The sequence below is a fragment of the Planomonospora alba genome (assembly GCF_039534085.1).
Taxonomy (GTDB): domain Bacteria; phylum Actinomycetota; class Actinomycetes; order Streptosporangiales; family Streptosporangiaceae; genus Planomonospora_B; species Planomonospora_B alba.
Window position 1 is genome coordinate 23,220 of record NZ_BAAAUT010000001.1, and the last position, 17,171, is coordinate 40,390.

General features: G+C 74.5%; 16 protein-coding genes. 10 read left to right on the forward strand and 6 right to left on the reverse strand.

Annotated elements, in window-relative coordinates:
• The first annotated feature begins 55 nt into the window (after positions 1-55).
• Entirely contained in the window at positions 56-1,489 is a 1,434-nt protein-coding gene (gene yczR, locus ABD823_RS00110; RefSeq protein ID WP_344854461.1) for a MocR-like transcription factor YczR, read from the forward strand.
• A 54-nt stretch (positions 1,490-1,543) separates the two neighbouring features.
• Here yczR and ABD823_RS00115 read toward each other — a convergent pair whose 3' ends face one another.
• The gene (locus ABD823_RS00115) at positions 1,544-2,158 is read right to left on the reverse strand and encodes a trimeric intracellular cation channel family protein (RefSeq protein ID WP_344854463.1); all 615 of its coding nucleotides are present in this window, start codon (positions 2,156-2,158) and stop codon (positions 1,544-1,546) included.
• A gap of 243 nt (positions 2,159-2,401) precedes the next feature.
• Between ABD823_RS00115 and ABD823_RS00120 the strand changes: the two genes are divergently transcribed.
• Both ABD823_RS00120 and ABD823_RS00125 read left to right on the forward strand, forming a co-directional pair.
• Positions 2,402-4,240 (forward strand): AMP-dependent synthetase/ligase, encoded by a 1,839-nt coding sequence (locus ABD823_RS00120; protein WP_344854465.1) that lies wholly within the window; start codon positions 2,402-2,404, stop codon positions 4,238-4,240.
• Positions 4,241-4,374: 134 nt separating this feature from the next.
• Positions 4,375-5,166 carry a hypothetical protein gene (locus tag ABD823_RS00125; RefSeq protein ID WP_344854467.1) on the forward strand — a complete coding sequence of 264 codons (792 nt, stop codon included), beginning with the start codon at positions 4,375-4,377 and terminating at the stop codon, positions 5,164-5,166.
• Between the two features lie 60 nt (positions 5,167-5,226).
• On the opposite strand, the gene ABD823_RS00130 is transcribed toward ABD823_RS00125, so the two are convergent.
• The 3 genes from ABD823_RS00130 to ABD823_RS00140 are packed head-to-tail and all read right to left on the reverse strand — an operon-like array spanning position 5,227 to position 7,861.
• Positions 5,227-6,240, reverse strand: a complete 1,014-nt coding sequence (locus ABD823_RS00130) for an NAD(P)/FAD-dependent oxidoreductase (RefSeq protein WP_344854469.1) — start codon at positions 6,238-6,240, stop codon at positions 5,227-5,229.
• On the reverse strand, positions 6,237-6,785 hold the full coding sequence (locus ABD823_RS00135) for an isoprenylcysteine carboxyl methyltransferase family protein (RefSeq protein ID WP_344854471.1): 549 nt from the start codon (positions 6,783-6,785) through the stop codon (positions 6,237-6,239). The genes ABD823_RS00130 and ABD823_RS00135 overlap by 4 nt, the downstream gene beginning before the upstream one ends.
• Before the next feature lie 11 nt (positions 6,786-6,796).
• Positions 6,797-7,861 (reverse strand): type III polyketide synthase, encoded by a 1,065-nt coding sequence (locus tag ABD823_RS00140; RefSeq protein ID WP_344854473.1) that lies wholly within the window; start codon positions 7,859-7,861, stop codon positions 6,797-6,799.
• Positions 7,862-8,013: 152 nt separating this feature from the next.
• On the opposite strand from ABD823_RS00140, the gene ABD823_RS00145 reads away from it, so the two are divergent.
• Complete coding sequence (locus tag ABD823_RS00145) at positions 8,014-8,913, forward strand: UbiA family prenyltransferase (RefSeq protein WP_344854475.1); 900 nt, start codon at positions 8,014-8,016, stop codon at positions 8,911-8,913.
• 228 nt (positions 8,914-9,141) lie between these two features.
• The gene (locus tag ABD823_RS00150; protein ID WP_344854477.1) at positions 9,142-10,329 is read left to right on the forward strand and encodes an RtcB family protein; all 1,188 of its coding nucleotides are present in this window, start codon (positions 9,142-9,144) and stop codon (positions 10,327-10,329) included.
• Positions 10,330-10,395: 66 nt separating this feature from the next.
• On the opposite strand, the gene ABD823_RS00155 is transcribed toward ABD823_RS00150, so the two are convergent.
• Positions 10,396-11,400, reverse strand: coding sequence for an alpha/beta fold hydrolase (locus ABD823_RS00155; protein ID WP_344854479.1), 1,005 nt, complete (start codon positions 11,398-11,400; stop codon positions 10,396-10,398).
• 668 nt (positions 11,401-12,068) lie between these two features.
• On the opposite strand from ABD823_RS00155, the gene ABD823_RS00160 reads away from it, so the two are divergent.
• From ABD823_RS00160 to ABD823_RS00175, 4 genes are all read left to right on the forward strand, one after another.
• Positions 12,069-12,464 (forward strand): GNAT family N-acetyltransferase, encoded by a 396-nt coding sequence (locus tag ABD823_RS00160; RefSeq protein ID WP_344854481.1) that lies wholly within the window; start codon positions 12,069-12,071, stop codon positions 12,462-12,464.
• Positions 12,465-12,569: 105 nt separating this feature from the next.
• Positions 12,570-13,412, forward strand: a complete 843-nt coding sequence (locus tag ABD823_RS00165) for a helix-turn-helix domain-containing protein (RefSeq protein WP_344854484.1) — start codon at positions 12,570-12,572, stop codon at positions 13,410-13,412.
• 131 nt (positions 13,413-13,543) lie between these two features.
• A complete protein-coding gene (locus ABD823_RS00170; RefSeq protein WP_344854486.1) occupies positions 13,544-14,524 on the forward strand; it encodes an ATP-binding cassette domain-containing protein in 981 nt (326 codons plus the stop codon).
• On the forward strand, positions 14,521-15,369 hold the full coding sequence (locus tag ABD823_RS00175) for an ABC transporter permease (protein ID WP_344854489.1): 849 nt from the start codon (positions 14,521-14,523) through the stop codon (positions 15,367-15,369). The genes ABD823_RS00170 and ABD823_RS00175 overlap by 4 nt, the downstream gene beginning before the upstream one ends.
• A gap of 123 nt (positions 15,370-15,492) precedes the next feature.
• Here ABD823_RS00175 and ABD823_RS00180 read toward each other — a convergent pair whose 3' ends face one another.
• Positions 15,493-16,152 (reverse strand): formylglycine-generating enzyme family protein, encoded by a 660-nt coding sequence (locus tag ABD823_RS00180; RefSeq protein ID WP_425566549.1) that lies wholly within the window; start codon positions 16,150-16,152, stop codon positions 15,493-15,495.
• Positions 16,153-16,328: 176 nt separating this feature from the next.
• Between ABD823_RS00180 and ABD823_RS00185 the strand changes: the two genes are divergently transcribed.
• Positions 16,329-17,123 (forward strand): SDR family NAD(P)-dependent oxidoreductase, encoded by a 795-nt coding sequence (locus ABD823_RS00185; RefSeq protein WP_344854494.1) that lies wholly within the window; start codon positions 16,329-16,331, stop codon positions 17,121-17,123.
• The last annotated feature ends 48 nt before the right edge of the window (positions 17,124-17,171 follow it).

Consider the following 17,171-nt stretch of genomic DNA (forward strand, 5'->3'; position numbering starts at 1 on the left):
CATTGAGGCATGGATTCCATATCCAATCGAGGCGAGTGGCCTTATAGTGGCCAGGGTGGACCGATACCTGAGCGGCCCCCAGCTCGCCCGCCTCGTGGAGATCGACCCCGGCACGCGGCCCTACTACCGGGCGCTGGCCGACCGGGTGCGGGCGCTGATCCTCGACGGCCGCATCCCCGTCCGGGCGCGCGTGCCCGCCGAGCGCCACCTCGCCGAGGCCCTGGGCGTCAGCCGCACCACCGTGACCGCCGCCTACGACCGCCTCCGCGAGCAGGGCTACCTGGACAGCCGCCAGGGCGCCGGCAGCTGGACCGCGCTGCCCGACGCCGGCGCGCTCGGCACGGAGAACCCCTGGGTCGGCGCCGGCGACGACGGCCTGCTGCCGATGCACAGCGCCGCCCCGCCCGCCGCCTCCGCGCTGGCCGCGGCGATCGCCCACGCGGGCGAGCACTACCTCCGCCACACGCTGGGAACGGGCTACGACCCGGTCGGCGTCGCGCCGCTGCGTGAAGCGATCGCCGCCCGCTACACCGCGCGGGGCCTGGCCACCCGGCCCGAGCAGATCCTCGTCACCACCGGGGCCCAGCAGGCGATCCACCTGCTGGTCACGGCGCTGCTGGCACCGGGCGACCCGGTGCTGGTCGAGTCGCCCACCTACCCGCACGTCCTCGACACGGCCAGGGCCCGCGGCACCCGCATCGTCCCGGTCGGCATCCCCTCGGGCGGCTGGCACCTCGACCTGCTCACCTCCGCTATGCGCCAGTCGGCCGCCCGCCTGGCCTACCTCATCCCGGACTTCCAGAACCCGACCGGGCATCTGATGGACGACGCCACCCGCGCCGGGCTGGTCGGCGCGGCCCGGCGCTGCGGCACCACGCTGGTGGTGGACGAGACCTGGAGCGAGCTGGCGATCGACGAGGTGCCTCCGGCGGCGCCGCTGGCCGCCTTCGACACCGACGGCCGGGTGATCTCCGTCGGGTCGGCCTCCAAGCTCTGGTGGGGAGGCCTGCGCATCGGCTGGATCCGCACCACCGCCGCCATGGTCCGCCGCCTGGCCGTGCTCCGCGCCGCCATGGACATCGCCAGCCCGCTCTTCGAGCAGCTGGTCGTGGCCCGGCTCTTCGAGGACATCGAGGAGACCCGCGCCGAGCGCCGCCGCGGTCTCGGCGCCTCCCGGCAGGCCCTGGTGGCCGCGCTGCGCGAGCGCGTGCCCGAGTGGGACTTCGCCGTCCCGAAGGGCGGCGGGTCGCTCTGGGTCCGGCTGGAGAGCCCGTCGGCCGGCGCGCTGGCCGAGGCCGCCGCCTGCCACGGGGTACGGCTCGCACCCGGCACCTGGTTCGGCGTGGACGGCACCCTGGAGAGCCGGCTCCGCCTGCCGTTCACCCAGCCGCCCCAGGTCGTCGTCCAGGCGGTGGAGCGCATCGCCGAGGCCCGGGCCAGGGGGCCGTACGGCGCCCGCCCGCCCGAGCCGCTCACCCCCGTGCTCTGACCGGCCCCCGCCGCCGCGGGGCCGCGCTCCGGTCCGCCCCCGCCGCGCCGCGGCTCACTCCTGCGCCGCGACGCCCCGGGCCAGCGGGGCCTGGAGCCGGAAGCGCACGGCCGCGATCCGCAGCCCGAAGGTGAGGACCGCCGCCGCGAGTGTGGCGGGCCAGCCGCGCAGGTCGGCGACGTGGAGCGCGGCCATCAGCGCCGAGCCGAGCAGGGCGGGCACCGCGTAGAACTGGCGGTCGTACAGCAGGATGGGCACCTGCCCCGACAGCACGTCGCGCAGCACGCCGCCGCCGACCGCCGTGATGACCCCGAGCAGCACGGCGTGCAGCGGGCTGAAGCCGGCGTTCATCGCCTTCTCCGTGCCGACCGCGCAGAACAGGCCCAGGCCGGCCGCGTCGAAGACGTTCACCACGGGCATCACCCGCAGGACGTGCGGATGCCAGAAGAACACGATCACCGTGGCGGCCAGCGGCACGACGACGTAGCCGACGCTGGTGAAGGCGACGGGCCGCGCGTCGAGGATCAGGTCCCGCAGGATCCCGCCGCCCAGCGCGGTCATCGAGGCGAGCACGGCCATGCCGACCACGTCCAGCCGCCTGCGCACGCCGACGAGCGCGCCGGAGAGCGCGAAGACGAAGATCCCGACGAGATCGAGCACCTGGGTCACCCGGAAATGCTCCCACGACCGGCCCCGCCGTCCCGTGCCACGACCGGCCCCCACGGCCTCACGTCACGGCCGGAGCCGCCCGCGCCCCGACCGGCCGTGCGGTCCGCGCCGTGCGGTCCGCCGGGGCGCGACGCCTCCGGTAACAGCGGGATTCCTTCTTCCCGTACGGGTCTTGTCCGGTCCGACGAGGTGTGGTGCGATGCATGCCAATCGTGCAAGTGAGCACTTTCTCGGAGGCGCGTCATGGATGAGGTCCTGGATGTGCGCACCGCGATCGAGCAGGAGATCGCGGGCCGTACCGTATGCGCACAGCTGAAGGAGGCGGCGGAGGACAACCCCGACGCGCCCGCCTACTCCGATCCCGCGCCGGGCGGCTGGACCACCCTGACCTACGCCGAGGCCCGGCGGCGGGTGCTCCAGATCGCCGCGGCCTTCGCCGCCCTCGGCGTGGAGCCCGGCGACACCGTCGCGCTGATGATGGTCAACCGCAGCGAGCACGTGCTGGCCGACCTGGGCGCCGTGCACGCCGGGGCCGCGTCCTGCTCGGTCTACGCCACCTTCACCCCCGACCAGGTCGCCTTCGTCGCAGGCGACGTCGGCGCGAAGGTCGCGGTGCTGGGCGGCCGGGCGGAGCTGGCCCGCTGGGAGCCGATCCTGGACGAGCTGCCCCGCCTGACGAGGATCGTGATGCTCCAGGACGCCCCGGCCGGCGACGACCGGTTCATGGCCTGGGACGACTTCCTGGCGCTGGGGCGCGAGCGGCTCGAGGCCGACCCCGCCGGGGTCGACGCCCGCTGGCAGGCGGTCAGGCCGGACGACGTGCTGACCGTCCTGTACACCTCGGGCACCACCGGCAACCCCAAGGGCGTGCCGCTGACCCACGCCAACGTGCTCTACGAGGTCGGCGCCACCGACCGGATGACCACGCTGCCCACCCACGGCACCCAGATCTCCTACCTGACCTACGCGCACATCGCCGAGCGGGTGCTCAGCCTCTACCTGCCGCTGTTCAAGATCTCCCACGTGCACTTCTGCACCGACCTGGCCAACCTCGGCGCGACGCTCGCCCAGGTCAAGCCGGTGATGTTCTTCGGCGTCCCCCGGGTCTGGGAGAAGATCATGGCCCGGCTGCAGGCGCTGATGGCGAGCCAGCCCGCCGAGCAGCAGGAGAACGTCCGCAAGGCGATGGCCGCCGGGCTGGCCTACATCGAGGCCGGGCAGTACGGCCGGACCGTCACCCCCGAGATCCAGGCGGCGTACGAGCAGGCCGACACCTCGCTCCTGTCGATCGTCCGCTCCATGATCGGGTTCGACAACGCCCGCTGGCTGGCCACCGCCGCCGCCCCGATGCCGATCGAGGTGCAGCGCTTCTTCGCCGGCCTCGGCATGAGGATCCTCGACGTGTACGGCATGACCGAGACCACCGGCGCCTTCACCGGCAACACCGACGAGGCATACCGGCTCGGCACCGTCGGCCGGGGCCAGCCCGGCGTCGAGGTCCGCATCGCCGAGGACGGCGAGATCCTCACCCGCAGCCCGCTCAACACCGCCGGCTACCTGAACAGGCCCGAGGCCACCGCCGAACTGATCGACGCCGACGGATGGCTGCACACCGGCGACGTCGGCTCCCTCGACTCCGACGGCTTCCTGCGGATCGTCGACCGGAAGAAGGAGCTCATCATCACCGCCGGCGGCGAGAACATCTCCCCGGCCAACATCGAGAGCCGCCTCAAGGAGCACCCGCTCATCGGCCAGGCCCTCGCCTACGGCGACGGCAGGCCGTACCCGGTGGCGATCCTGACCCTCGACGGCGAGGTCGCCCCCGGCTGGGCGCAGGCCAACGGGATCGAGGCCGCCACCCTCGCCGAGCTCGCCGAGCACCCCGACGTCCTCAAGGCCGTGGAGGCGGCCGTCGCCGCGGCCAACGAGAAGCTCGCCCGGGTCCAGCAGGTCAAGCGCTGGCGTCTGCTCCCGGTGGAGTGGACGCCCGAGACCGAGGAGCTCACCCCGAGCCTGAAGCTCAAGCGCCGCGTCATCCACGCCAAGTACGCCGGGATCATCGACGAGATGTACGCCCGCTGACGGCACCCGGCGCCGCGAGGAGCCCGTCCCGCGGAGGCCGCCGCCCGCGGGACGGGCTCCTTGGCGCTCTCTTGGCCGTCCGCGGGTCTGTCGCCTCCAGGATCATTGCCGGACGCTGTCTAGCGTTCCTGGTCATGACCTTCAGAGCTTTTCTCGTCTCCCTGACGGCCACGGCCTGCGCGCTGCCCGTGGTGGTCGCGGCGGCGCCCGTCGCGGCGGCGCCCGCGGCGCCCGCCGTGACCACCGTGGCCGCCGCGGCGGACCACCACGTGGCGATCCGCTCGATCACCCTGCGCCCGGCGAACCCGGTGGTCCACCCGGACCGGCCGGTCCGCCTGGTGATCGAGGTGGTCGCCCGCGGGGTCTCCGGCCGCGACGGCGTGACGATCAAGGTGGAGCCCGGCGCGCCGCCCGCCTCCGCCCGCCGGCCCGGGAGGGAGCAGGGTCTGCAGCAGGCGGAGGAGAGCACGCAGCGGCGCGTGCCGGGCTGGCGGACCTGGCGGTTCCTGCCGGAGCGGCGGCTGACCCGCTGGTACCCCACCGGCCTGTGGACCGTCACCGCCGTCGCGAAGGCCTCCGACGGCACCCGCGTCGTCCGGCACACCGGCTTCCGGCTGCGCCACGCGACCGACTTCAGCGCGCTCGAGGTGGGCCGGGCGGACGGCGCCGTGCGGGTCAGCGGGGTGCTGAACCGGGTCGACCCGCAGGGATACCTGGACTACGCCCCCTTCCCCCGCCAGCGCGTGGAGATCATGTACCGGCCGGAGCGGGGCGGGGCCTGGCGCACCGTCGCCACGGACGTGACGGACCGGACGGGACGCTTCACCCGGACGGTCCGGGACCACCGGAACGGGCAGTGGCGGGTCCGCTTCCCGGGGACCGGGCGCCACGCCCCCGAGCTGAGCGCCGTCCACCGGATCGGCTGACCGCCCGAACCGCCGTCCGGCGCGGCGTGGGTGCCCAGGCGGGCGGCGCGGTGCGGGCGCTCAGGCGAGCGCGTGCACCGCCGCGCCGAACAGGGCGGGCATGCGCTGCGCCGCCGGGACGATCAACCGCGCCGCCGCGCGGTGCCGCCTGACGGCCAGCAGCGCGCCGGTGAGCACCCGGTGCCGACGCGACAGCCGCGCCCAGGCGCCCTCGTACGCCCGGGGGTCACCGGCGCGCAGGCAGTCCACCAGCGCACGCGCGGACAGCAGGGCGAGCGATATCCCCTCGCCGGTCAGCGCGTCGGTGTACCCGGCGGCGTCACCGACCAGCAGCACCCGCCCGGCGACCCGGGAGCGCACCCGCCGGCGCATCGGCCCGGCGCCGCGCACCGGGGTCGTGGCCGGGCGGTCCAGCCTGGCCAGCAGCGCGGGGAACTCGCGCAGCCGCTCGGCGTAGCCGCCCCGCCGGGAGGTGAGCACCACCACGCCCACCAGGTCCTCACCCACCGGTGTCACGTACGCCTCGCCGCCCGCCGCCCAGTGCACCTCGACGTAGTCCGTCCAGGGGGCGACCGCGTAGTGCCGCCGCAGGCCGTACCGGCGCGGCCCGCCGCCGGGCAGGTCCAGTCCGAGCAGCGCCCGCACCGGTGAGTGCAGGCCGTCGGCGGCCACCAGCCAGCGCGCCCGCATGCCCGCCGCCTCGACGCCGCCGTCCCACTGCCGCAGCGAGGTCACCCGCCCGGGGACGGTCCGCACGCCCAGTTCGGCCGCGCGCCGCGCCAGCGCCGCGTGCAGCTCGGTACGGCGCACGCCCAGCCCGGTGCCGCCCGTGAAGTCCGCCTGGGCCCGGTGGGGCCCGTCCAGATAGCGGATCCCGCGCAGCGGCCGGCCGGCCGGCTCCACGCCCATGGACCGCAGGACGGCGACCCCGCTCGGCATCAGCCCCTCGCCGCACGCCTTGTCCACCGGACCGGGCCGGGGCTCGACCACGACCGCCTCCATGCCGGCCCGCGCCGCGTGGATGGCGGTCGCCAGCCCGGCTGGCCCTCCGCCGGCGACCAGCACGTCGATCATGCCGGGGTCCGCCCCGGTGCCGGGGCGAGCGCGGCCAGGGCGGCGTTCTCGCAGCGGATCCGGACCGCCATCAGCGCCGCGTTGCCGGCCGTGAAGACCACGGCGGTGACCCACGCCCCGTGCACCAGGGGCAGGGCCGCCCCCTCCACCGCCACGGCGACGTAGTTGGGATGGCGCAGCAGCCGGTAGGGGCCGCTCACCACCGCGGGCAGACCGGGAACCACGATGACCTGGGTGTTCCACTGCCGCCCCAGCGCGGCCACGCACCACCAGCGCAGCGCCTGCGCGGCGAGTACGAGGGCCAGCATCGGCCAGCCGAGCGCCGGGACGAAGGGACGGCCGGCCAGGCCCGCCTCCAGCAGGCACCCGGCGAGCAGGCCCGTGTGCAGCGCGACCATCCACGGGTAGTGGCCGCGCCCGGAGACCACGCCGCCGCGGGCCAGGCTCCACCGCGTGTTGCGGCGGGCGACGGCCAGTTCGGCGAGGCGCTCGGCCGCGACGAGCAGGATGAGCAGCAGGTACCACGGCGACAGCTGCCAGAGCACCGTCGGCCCCCTCACCAGCGCAGCAGGACGAGTTCGGAGCAGAAACCCGGGCCCATCGCGATGACCAGGCCCGCACCGCCCGGCGGCGGTCCCAGCGCGATCGTGTCGCGCAGCACGTGCAGCACCGAGGCGGACGAGAGGTTCCCGACCTCGGCCAGCGAGCGGCGCGTGACGTCCAGTGCGCCGGGCGGCAGCCGGAGCGCCTCGGTGACGGCCTCGATCACCTTCGGGCCGCCGGGGTGGCAGACCCAGGCCGCGACCTCGCCGGGGGTCAGGCCGTGCCCGGCCAGGAAGCGCTCCACGTCGCCGGCCAGATGGGTCCTGACCAGGTCGGGGACGCTCGCGTCGAGCACCACCCGGAAACCGGTGTCGCCGACGTCCCAGCCCATCGCCCGCTCGGATCCGGGGTAGAGCCGGCTGCGGGAGGCCACCACCCGCGGGCCCCGCGGCGCCGCGGCCCGCGCCGCGCGCCCGTCGCCGCAGGCCACCACCGCGGCCGCGCCGTCGCCGAACAGCGCACCGGCCACCAGGTTGGCGACGGAGGCGTCGTCGCGCTGCAGGGTCAGCGAGCACAGCTCGACGGACAGCAGCACGGCCACGTGGTCGGGCCAGCCGCGCAGGTAGTCGTCGATCCGGGCGATCCCGGCGGCTCCCGCGACGCAGCCGAGACCGAACACCGGGATCCGCTTGACGTCGGGGCGCAGGCCCAGCCTGCCCGCCAGCCGGGCCTCCAGGGACGGCACGGCCAGGCCGGTCACGGACGTGCACATGATCATGTCCACCTCGTCCGGGGCGATCCCGGCGGCCTCCAGGGCGCCGCTCACCGCCTCGGCGCCCAGTTCGACGGCGGTCTCGACGAACAGGTCGTTGGCCGTCCCGAAACCGTCGATCTTGCCGTACCGGTCGAGCGGCAGGCTCAGGTGGCGGTGGCCGACCCCGGCACCGGCGTGGAAGCGGTCCAGGAGCGAGCGGTCGGCCCCGGCGGGCAGGCAGAGCTCCGCGAACGCGTCCGCGATCTCGTCCTGTGCGTAGCGATGTGGGGGAAGAACGCCGTGGACAGCGGCGATACGGCTCAATCGGGACACCCCCGGCGTGCGGACAGCGGCATACCTGCTCCCTGCCCACGCCGCCCGGCGCCATACCCTCCCGCGCGGGACGGCGACCTCTCCCCTGCTCCGCGCAGGCGCGCGCCCGGCCGTGCGGGCCGGAGCCGTCTAGGATCGCGTCCGTGACGACGAGCGGACCCCCTCGCCGGGACCGCGCCCGGCGCCCTCCCGGCCCTCCGGCGCTGCGGGTGCTCCGGGGGCTGCTGAGGGCCTGCCACCCCGGCCCGACCGCCGCGGTCACCACGCTGACCACCGCGCTGGCCGCGGCGAGCGGACGCGGCGCGGCCGACTGCGCCCTGGTGGCCGCGGCCGTGCTGGCCGGCCAGCTCTCGATCGGCTGGTGCAACGACGCGGTGGACGCCGGCCGGGACCGCGCAGCCGGACGGAGCGGCAAACCGGTCGCCGACGGCACCGTCGGCACCCGGACGGCCTGGACCGCCGCGCTCACGGCCCTGGCGGCGTGCGTGCCGCTCTCCCTCGCCTCCGGCGCGGCGGCCGGGACCGTCCACCTCGCCGGGGTCGCCGCCGCGTGGGCCTACGACCTCGGGCTGAAGGCCACCCGGGTCTCCTGGGCGCCGTACGCCGTCGGATTCGGCGTGCTGCCCGCCTTCGTCACGCTGGGCCTGCCGCACAGCCCGTGGCCGGCCTGGTGGGCGGTGCTCGCGGCGGCACTGCTCGGCTGCGGGGCGCACCTGGCCAACGTGCTGCCGGACATCCCCGCCGACCTCGCCACCGGTGTGCGCGGCTGGCCGCAGCGGCTGGGGCCCGGCCGGGTCCGCGCGCTGATCCCGGTGCCGCTGCTGGCCGGCGCCTGCCTGCTCGTCCTGGCCGCGCCGGGCCCGCCCGGCCCCGCCGGCTGGGCGGCCCTGGCCGCCGCGGGCGCCCTCGCGGGCGGCGGGCTCCTGCTGGGCCGCCGCTCGCCGCGCGCGCCCTTCGTCGCCGCCGTCGCCGTCGCCGGGGTCGCCGTCCTGCTCCTGCTCGCCCAGGGCACCGCGATCACCGCCTCACCACCGGGCGCCTGAGCGCCTCGGCTCCCCGTACGGGACGCCCGCCGTACGGCGCCGTCCGCCGCATGGCGGGCGCAGCCGACCACCGGACGGGGGAGCGGGTCCTCGCCGGAGGGGAAGAGCGTTCGCCGTCCCCGCCGTTCACCGGAATGAGGAGACGTTAATGGGGTTGCGGGGGGTGAGTCCGTTCTGGCGTCATTGTCCTCGTTCGCAATCGATCTCGCCGGAGGGAGGCGACGTGGGATGACGTACAACGAGGTGGCGGGCGGCCGCGCGCCGATCCGGATGTGGACCGATCCGGCCGAGGTCGAACCGGACGTCATGCGGCAGCTGCGCAACGTGTCCGACCTGCCGTGGGTGCACGGGGTCGCGGTGATGCCGGACGTGCACCACGGCAAGGGGGCCACCGTGGGCTCGGTCATCGCGATGCGCGACGCGGTCTCGCCGGCGGCGGTGGGGGTGGACATCGGCTGCGGGATGACCGCCGTGAAGACCTCCTACCGGGCCGAGAGCCTGCCCGACAACCTCCGCTACCTCCGCTCGAAGCTGGAGCAGGCGGTCCCCGTCGGATTCGGCCACCACAAGCGGCCGGTCGACCCGACGAGGCTGCACGGCTTCAAGACCGCCGACTGGGCGGACTTCTGGCAGGGCTTCGACCGCCTGGCGCCCGCCGTACGGGGCAAGAGGGAGCGGGCGGAGGTCCAGATGGGCACCCTCGGGGGAGGCAACCACTTCCTGGAGGTCTGCGCCGACGACGAGGGCACGGTCTGGGTCGTGCTGCACTCCGGATCGCGCAACATCGGCAAGGAACTGGCCGAGCACCACATCGGCGAGGCGCAGCGCCTGCCGCACAACCAGGACCTGCCGGACCGCGACCTCGCGGTGTTCGTCGGGGGCACGCCGCAGATGGACGCCTACCGCAGGGACCTGTTCTGGGCGCAGGACTACGCACGCCGCAACAGGGCGGTCATGATGGCCCTGGTCTGCGACGTGCTCCGGCGCCACCTTCCCGGCATCACCTTCGAGCAGCCGATCTCCTGCCACCACAACTACGTGGCCCAGGAGCGGTACGACGGCGTGGATGTGCTCGTCACCCGCAAGGGCGCGATCCGCGCGGGATCCGGCGAACTCGGCATCATCCCCGGCTCGATGGCGACCGGCACCTACATAGTGAGGGGCCTGGGGAACGCCGCGGCGTTCAACTCGGCCTCGCACGGTGCCGGTCGCCGGATGAGCCGGAACAAGGCCAGGAGGACCTTCACGCTGGAGGACTTCAAGACGCAGACCGCGGGCGTCGAGTGCCGCAAGGACACCGGCGTCATCGACGAGATCCCCGCGGCCTACAAGGACATCGAGTCGGTCATGGCCGCCCAGTCCGACCTGGTCGAGGTCGTCGCCCACCTGCGCCAGCTCGTCTGCATCAAGGGCTGACCGGTTCCGAGGACCTGCGCCGCGGCGGCGGGACCGCCGGCGGCGCAGCCGCCGGGCCGGGGCCGGCTATCCGCCCGGCCGGAGCGGAGGCGGGCCGCCCGCCTCGGACCCGGCGCCGAGGTCCTCGGCGGGGTGGGAGGCCGAACGGTGCCGGAGCTCGGCTGCGGCGCCGGTGTGTTCGAGGATGAGCTCGGCGACGCGGTGAGGCAGCCCGGGAGAGAAGAACCCGTGGCCCATGCCGGGGATGGTCCGCAGCCGTGCACCGGGGATCGCCGCCGCGACGGCCTCGCCGTGGGCCGGTGGGCGGAGCGGGTCCGCCGTGCCGTGGATGACGAGCGTCGGTGCCGTGATGCCGGACAGGGGCACGAGCCGGTCCTCGGTCATCCGCTTGGCGGCCAGGTCGTGGTTGGCGGCGGTGGTCTGGTCGGGGTCTCGTTCGTAGGAGAGCTCGACGTTGCGCCGCGCGGCGTCCTCGTCGAATTCGAGGACGTCGCCGTTCAGTATCCGCCACGTCTCGAGAGCTGCCGCGACGCGCTCCCCGGGCGTGGAGGGGGGTGGCCCGGCGAGGCCGGCGAGGTGCGCCAGGAGCGCCGGCGACGGCGGCGGGAGGTCGTCGGGGTCGGGTGACCGTCCGGACATGGCACGTACCCACGCGTCCCCGGCGTCGTGGCCCATCGGGCCCGTCATGATGGCGGTGAGGGTCGTGACGCGCTCAGGGCGGTGCACCGCCAGCCACTGGGCGATCGCCCCGCCGAGCGAGGCGCCGACGACGTGCGCGGCGGTGACGCCGTGTCCGTCGAGCACGGCTGCGGCGTCGGCCGCCATGTCCGCGAGCGTGTACGGGCGGCTGCCGAAGTCCACGTGCGTCGACCGGCCGGTGTCGCGATGGTCGAACCGGATGACCTGTCGCCCTCCCCTCACCAGGCATTCCACCAGTTCGTCGGGCCATCCGATCCCCTGCGCGGAGGTGCCCATGATGAGCAACACGACCGGATCGCCATCGCTGCCGAAGCGCTCGGTCCACAGGCGAATGTCCGCCGACGTGACGAATTTCCCTCCGACTGATTCCATGCCGATAAAACTAACGCATCAATATCATTAGTGCGAAAATGACATAATGACGAAAATATGCTATAATAATGCTATTCGCGGAGAACTGTCGCGGCCCCATGGTGGGGAAGAGGAATCGTCCCCTTCGCTGAATCGCCGCCCGGGGTCTGCCGGCCTTCAACCTGTGGATTCGCACCGGGTCGAAGGGCGGACCGGTCCCTTCCGGACAGCCGCCGATCAGCTGCGGCCGGTGCCGGATCTCCTTCGGTCCCCCGCCTGGCCACCCGCACCGGCTGAGGCCTTCTCACCCCCGGGCGGGACGCCGCTGGTCACGGCAGGACCGCGGGTACGGCGTTCGCCTGCTGACGTGGAGGGGCTCCCGGTAGACGGATTGACCACCACGATCGCGTCCGTCACGGCCGGGAGCCTCGGGTGCCGCCCTGACGCGCCGCGGTCGATGTGTCGCGTCCGACGCCGGCCTGCGCGGCCGGCGTCATCCGCCGTCACCGCAAAGTGCCCGGCACGCCCCGGCGGCGGTTCGACCCCGGCCGGCGGGCCCTGCTCGTGCCCGTCCGCCTGCGCGAAGGCGAGACGCTCGCCGAGGTCGCGCCGTACGAGGCCACCCGAGGCGGAAAAGCCTCACTGAAAACGCATTGCCGATGACATGGGGATCTTCCTACGGTTGCCCCATGACCATTGCATACGAGTGGCGGGGCCACTTCGACAATGTGGCGATCAACGCACTCCACGCAGAAGGCTTCGGCCATGCGCCCCTGAAGGATGACTGGTGGGCCCAGGTCAACCGGCACAGCCTCGGGTGGGTCTGCGCCAAGGAGGGCGGCGAACTCGTCGGCTTCGTCAACGTGGCATGGGACGGCGCCGCCCACGCCTTCGTCCTCGACACCCTCGTGGCGAGGAGGGTCCGGCGGCGTGGCGTCGGGACCGAACTCGTCGCCGTCGCCGTCAGGGAGGCCCGCGCGGCCAAGTGCGAATGGCTTCACGTCGACTTCGACGATCACTTGAAGGACTTCTACTTCGGGGCCTGCGGGTTCCAGCCGACGCATGCCGGCCTCATCGCCCTGTAGCCGGACACGGTGCGGCCACCGCTTTCCGGCCCGGACTCCGCGCCCACCGCGGCGCCGGTGAGACCTCTCCGCCGTGGGCGGGTATGCGGGGATATGCTCGCGGGCATGCGAGCGGACACCGCGCCGACGACTCAGGACCACGGCGCCTGGGAGGTGGCGGTCCCCACCGGGGGGCGCGCGATCCCGGGCGTCAGGATGGCCGGCTTCCGCGATCGCTCCGGCGGGACGTTCGAGGAGCGCATCCCTCCCGGTCCGGCGATCGCGATCGTGATCGACTGCGGCCCGGGCGGCCTCGGACCCCTCGGCGGCGCCGCCGTCGAGGGCGGCATCGTCGCCGGCATCTGTCCGGCGGCCGCCCGGATGGCCGGACGCGCCATCGACTGCCTCGAACTTCAGGTGGATCCGCCGGCGGCGCCGGATCTCCTCGGCGTGCCGCCGGCGGAGCTCAACGGCGCGCCGCTCGACCTGGCCGAGCTCTGGGGGCGGGACGCCGGCCGGCTGCGCGCGCGGTTGATCGAGGCGCGGTCCTGGGACGACCGGTTCGCGCTGGTCCGCGAGGCGCTCGCCCGGCGCCGCCCTTCCCCGTTCCGCGTCGATCCCGAGGTGGCCGACGCGTGGTGGCGGATCAGGGCCGGCCACGGGCGGGTACCGATCGGCGACCTGCCCGGCCGGTACGGCTGGAGCCGCACGCGGTTCTGGAACCGGTTCAAGTCGCAGCTCGGCGTCACGCCGAAACGGGCGGCGATGATCGTCAGATTCGACCGGGCGCTCCGCCGGCTCGGCACGGCCGCCAGCGTCGCCGAGGTCGCCGCGGAGATCGGCTACGCCGACCAGTCCCACCTCCACCGCGAGGTGCTCGGGTTCACCGGCCGGACCCCGGGCGCGATCGCCTCCGACCCGCTGTGGACGGTCGACAGCACGGCCTGGACGCTGGCGCACACCGCCTGAACATTCGTCCAAGACGGCGGCTCCGGCGCCGGGCACGCTGTCCCCATGACATCGCCGACAGGAAGACCGGTGCACCGGCCGGGGCGCGCCTCGCCGGGCACGTGCCCGCCGCGCGGGGGAGACGCCGCGCCATGAGCCACGAGACACCGGCGATCGAGACCCGGGGCCTGCTCAAGGTCTTCGGCGCCCGCCGGGCGGTCGACGCCGTCGACCTCGCGGTGCCCGGAGGGTGCGTCTACTCCGTGCTCGGGCCCAACGGGGCGGGGAAGACGACCATGATCCGGATGATCGCCACGTTGATCCGCCCCGACGGCGGCACCGCCCGCGTGCTGGGGCACGACGTCGCCGCCGAGGCTGCCCGGGTCAGAGCGCGCATCGCGCTCACCGGGCAGTTCGCGTCCCTCGACGAGGACCTGACCGGGCTCGAGAACCTCATCCTGCTCGCCCGCCTGCGCGGGCACCGGGGCAGGGCGGCCAGGAAGCGCGCCGCCGACCTGCTGGAGGCCTTCGACCTGAGCGCGGCCGCCAGGCGGGAGGTGAAGACCTACTCCGGCGGCATGCGGCGCCGGCTCGACATCGCCGGCTCCCTCGTCGTCCGTCCCGACCTGCTGATGCTCGACGAGCCGACGACCGGCCTGGATCCGCGCAGCCGCGGCCAGGTGTGGGAGAGCGTGCGGGCGCTCGTCGGCGTCGGCACCACCGTCCTGCTGACCACGCAGTACCTCGAAGAGGCCGACCAGCTCGCCGACCGCATCGCCGTCGTGGACCACGGCCGCGTCATCGCCGAGGGCACGAGCGGCCGGCTCAAGGCGCTGGTCGGCGGGGGCACGCTGCGCGTGCGGGTCACCGACGGCGCCGACCGCCCGGAGATCGCCCGGCTCCTGGCGGCCATGCTCGGCGCCGCCCCCGTCCTGGAGCCGGATCCCGCCGCGCTCTCCGTGCGGGTGGACGATCCGGCCGCGGTCGCGAGCGCGCTCGCGGACATCACCGGGCGCGGGCTCGGCATCGGCGAGTACGCACTGGCCCAGCCGAGTCTCGACGAGGTGTTCCTGGCCCTCACCGGAGAACCGGCCGACGGCCCCGTGCCAGGCCGTGAGGAGGCATCGACGTGACCGTCCGGCAGACCACCGAACGCCCGGCGTCCGAGCTCGACACCCGGCTGATCTCCGCGGTCACCGGCGCGCCGCCGCCGGGCGCGGGTGCGGGCGCGCTCCGCGCGACGCTGGCCTTCACCTGGCGCGCCCTGCTGAAGATCAAGCATGTTCCCGAGCAGCTCCTCGACGCCACGCTGTTCCCGATCATGTTCACGCTGATGTTCACGTACGTGTTCGGCGGGGCGATGATCGGATCACCGGAAGCGTATCTGCGCTACGCGCTGCCGGGGATCCTCGCCCAGACGGTCGTCTTCATCACGATGTACACGGCCGTGACCCTCAACACCGACATCGAAAGGGGTTCCTTCGACCGCTTCCGCTCGCAGCCGGTCTGGCGTCCGGCACCGCTCGTCGGCGCGCTGCTGGGCGACACGCTGCGCTACGGCGTCGCCTCCGCGTTCGTGCTCGGCATCTCGATTCTGATCGGATACCGGGCGCCCGGCGGTCTCGCGGGCGTCGCCGGGGCCATCACGCTGCTGGTGGTCTTCTGCTCCGCGCTGAGCTGGCTCTGGCTGATCGTCGGCCTCACCGTGCGGACCCCGGCCGCCGTCATGGGGGCGTCCACCATGATCCTCTTCCCGCTGACCTTCGTGAGCTCGGCGTTCGCGCCGCCGGAGACCATGCCCGCCTGGGTGCGGGAGTTCGTGGCGGTCAACCCGGTGACGCTCCTCGTCGAGGCGGCGCGCGGCCTCCTCGACGGCGTGCCCGACGCCGGGGACGTCACGCGCGTCCTGGCCGTCTCCGGGGCCATGACGGTCGTGTTCGCTCCGATCGCGCTCTGGTTCTACAACCGCAGGACCTGAGCGGTCCCCGTCACCCCACGCGCCCGCGACCCGGCGCGTCACCGCACACGCCCGCGATCCGGCGCCCCGAGGCGGCCGAGGACCGCTTCCCCGCCGCCGGCCGATCGGTTCAGGACGGAACCGTCACGGCCGGGGCGCCGGTGCGGAGCGTGCGACGCGGAACCCCACGTCGTCGATCCGGAAGGTCGGGTGGCTGCGGCGCCGTACCGAGGCGCGGCAGCTCCAGTGCTCGTCGGACCACCCGCCCCCGCGGAGCACCCGGTACGTGCCGTAGACCTCGGCGTCGTAGACGTCCCAGCACCAGTCCCAGACATTGCCCAGCATGTCGTGCAGGCCCCACGCGTTGGGCAGCCGGCCGCCCACGGCGTGGACCCGCCCGCCGGAGTTCCCGCGGTACCAGGCGATCTCGTCGAGCGGGCCGTAGCGCGGGCCCGCGGTGCCGGCACGGCAGGCGTGCTCCCACTCGGCCTCGGTCGGCAGCCGGTACCCGTCGGCGGAGGGGTCCCACTCGACCGCCCCGCCGTCGGCGCCGAGGCGGTAGGCGGGCGTCAGCCCCTCCTGCAGGGACGAGGCGACGCAGAAGCGGACCGCGTCCCACCACGAGACGCCCTCGACGGGCAGCCGGTCGCCCCGGGCGCTGCTCGGCCGCTCACCGGTGACCCGCGCGTACCACGCCTGGGTGACGGGGAACGCCGACATCCGGAACGGCGCGACCTCGACCGGCCAGCTGCGCCGCGTCCGCCGGTCCGACAGCGTCACCCGCCCCGGAGGGACGGCGACCAGCTCGTTTCCCGCGTCCACTGCCACGGCGGACCAGCCTACCGGTGCCCTGCGATCCCTCCGCGGCCCCCACCCCGGGGAGCCGCGGAGACGGCCGGCGGCGAGGGGCGGCGGCGGACCCCGCCGGGAGGTGCCGACCGGGAGGTGTCCGGCGGACGCCAGGGGGAACACCGCATCCCATGCGCATCGATCTCACGGGAAAGACCGCTCTGGTGACGGGATCGACCCAGGGCATCGGCGCGGCGATCGCCACCGGCCTGGCCCGCGCCGGGGCGCGCGTCGGTGTCAACGGGAGATCCGGGGAGTCGGTGGGCGCGGCCGTCGAGCGCATGCGCGCCGAGATCCCGGACGCCGACCTGGTCCCCGCGGCCGGCGACGTCGCCACCGACGAGGGCACCCGGCAGGTCCTGTCGGCGCTGCCGGAGGCCGACATCCTCATCAACAACCTCGGCATCTTCGGCGCCCGGCCCGCCCTCGACATCAGCGACGACGAATGGCGCCGCTACTTCGAGGTCAACGTGCTGGCCGCGGTCCGCCTGACCCGCGCCTACCTGCCCGGCATGACCGGGCGGTCCTGGGGGCGCGTCCAGTACATCGCCAGCGACTCGGCCGTCGTCATCCCGGCGGAGATGATCCACTACGGCATGACCAAGACCGCGCTCCTGGCGGTCTCACGCGGCTTCGCCAAGGAGGCGGCGGGCACCGGGGTCACGGTGAACTGCGTGATCGCCGGCCCCACGCACACCGGCGGCGTCGAGGAGTTCGTCTACCAGCTCGTCGACCGCGACCTCCCGTGGGAGGAGGCGCAGCGCGCCTTCATGCGCGAGCACCGCCCGCAGTCGCTGCTCCAGCGCCTGATCGAGCCCGAGGAGATCGCCAACATGGTCGTCTACCTGAGCTCCCCCCTCGCCTCCGCCACCACGGGCGGGGCGGTCCGGGTCGACGGCGGCTACGTGGACGCGATCCTCCCGTGACCGGCCCCCGGAAGGGGGCCTCCCCGGGGACGGTGCGATCCCGTAGCG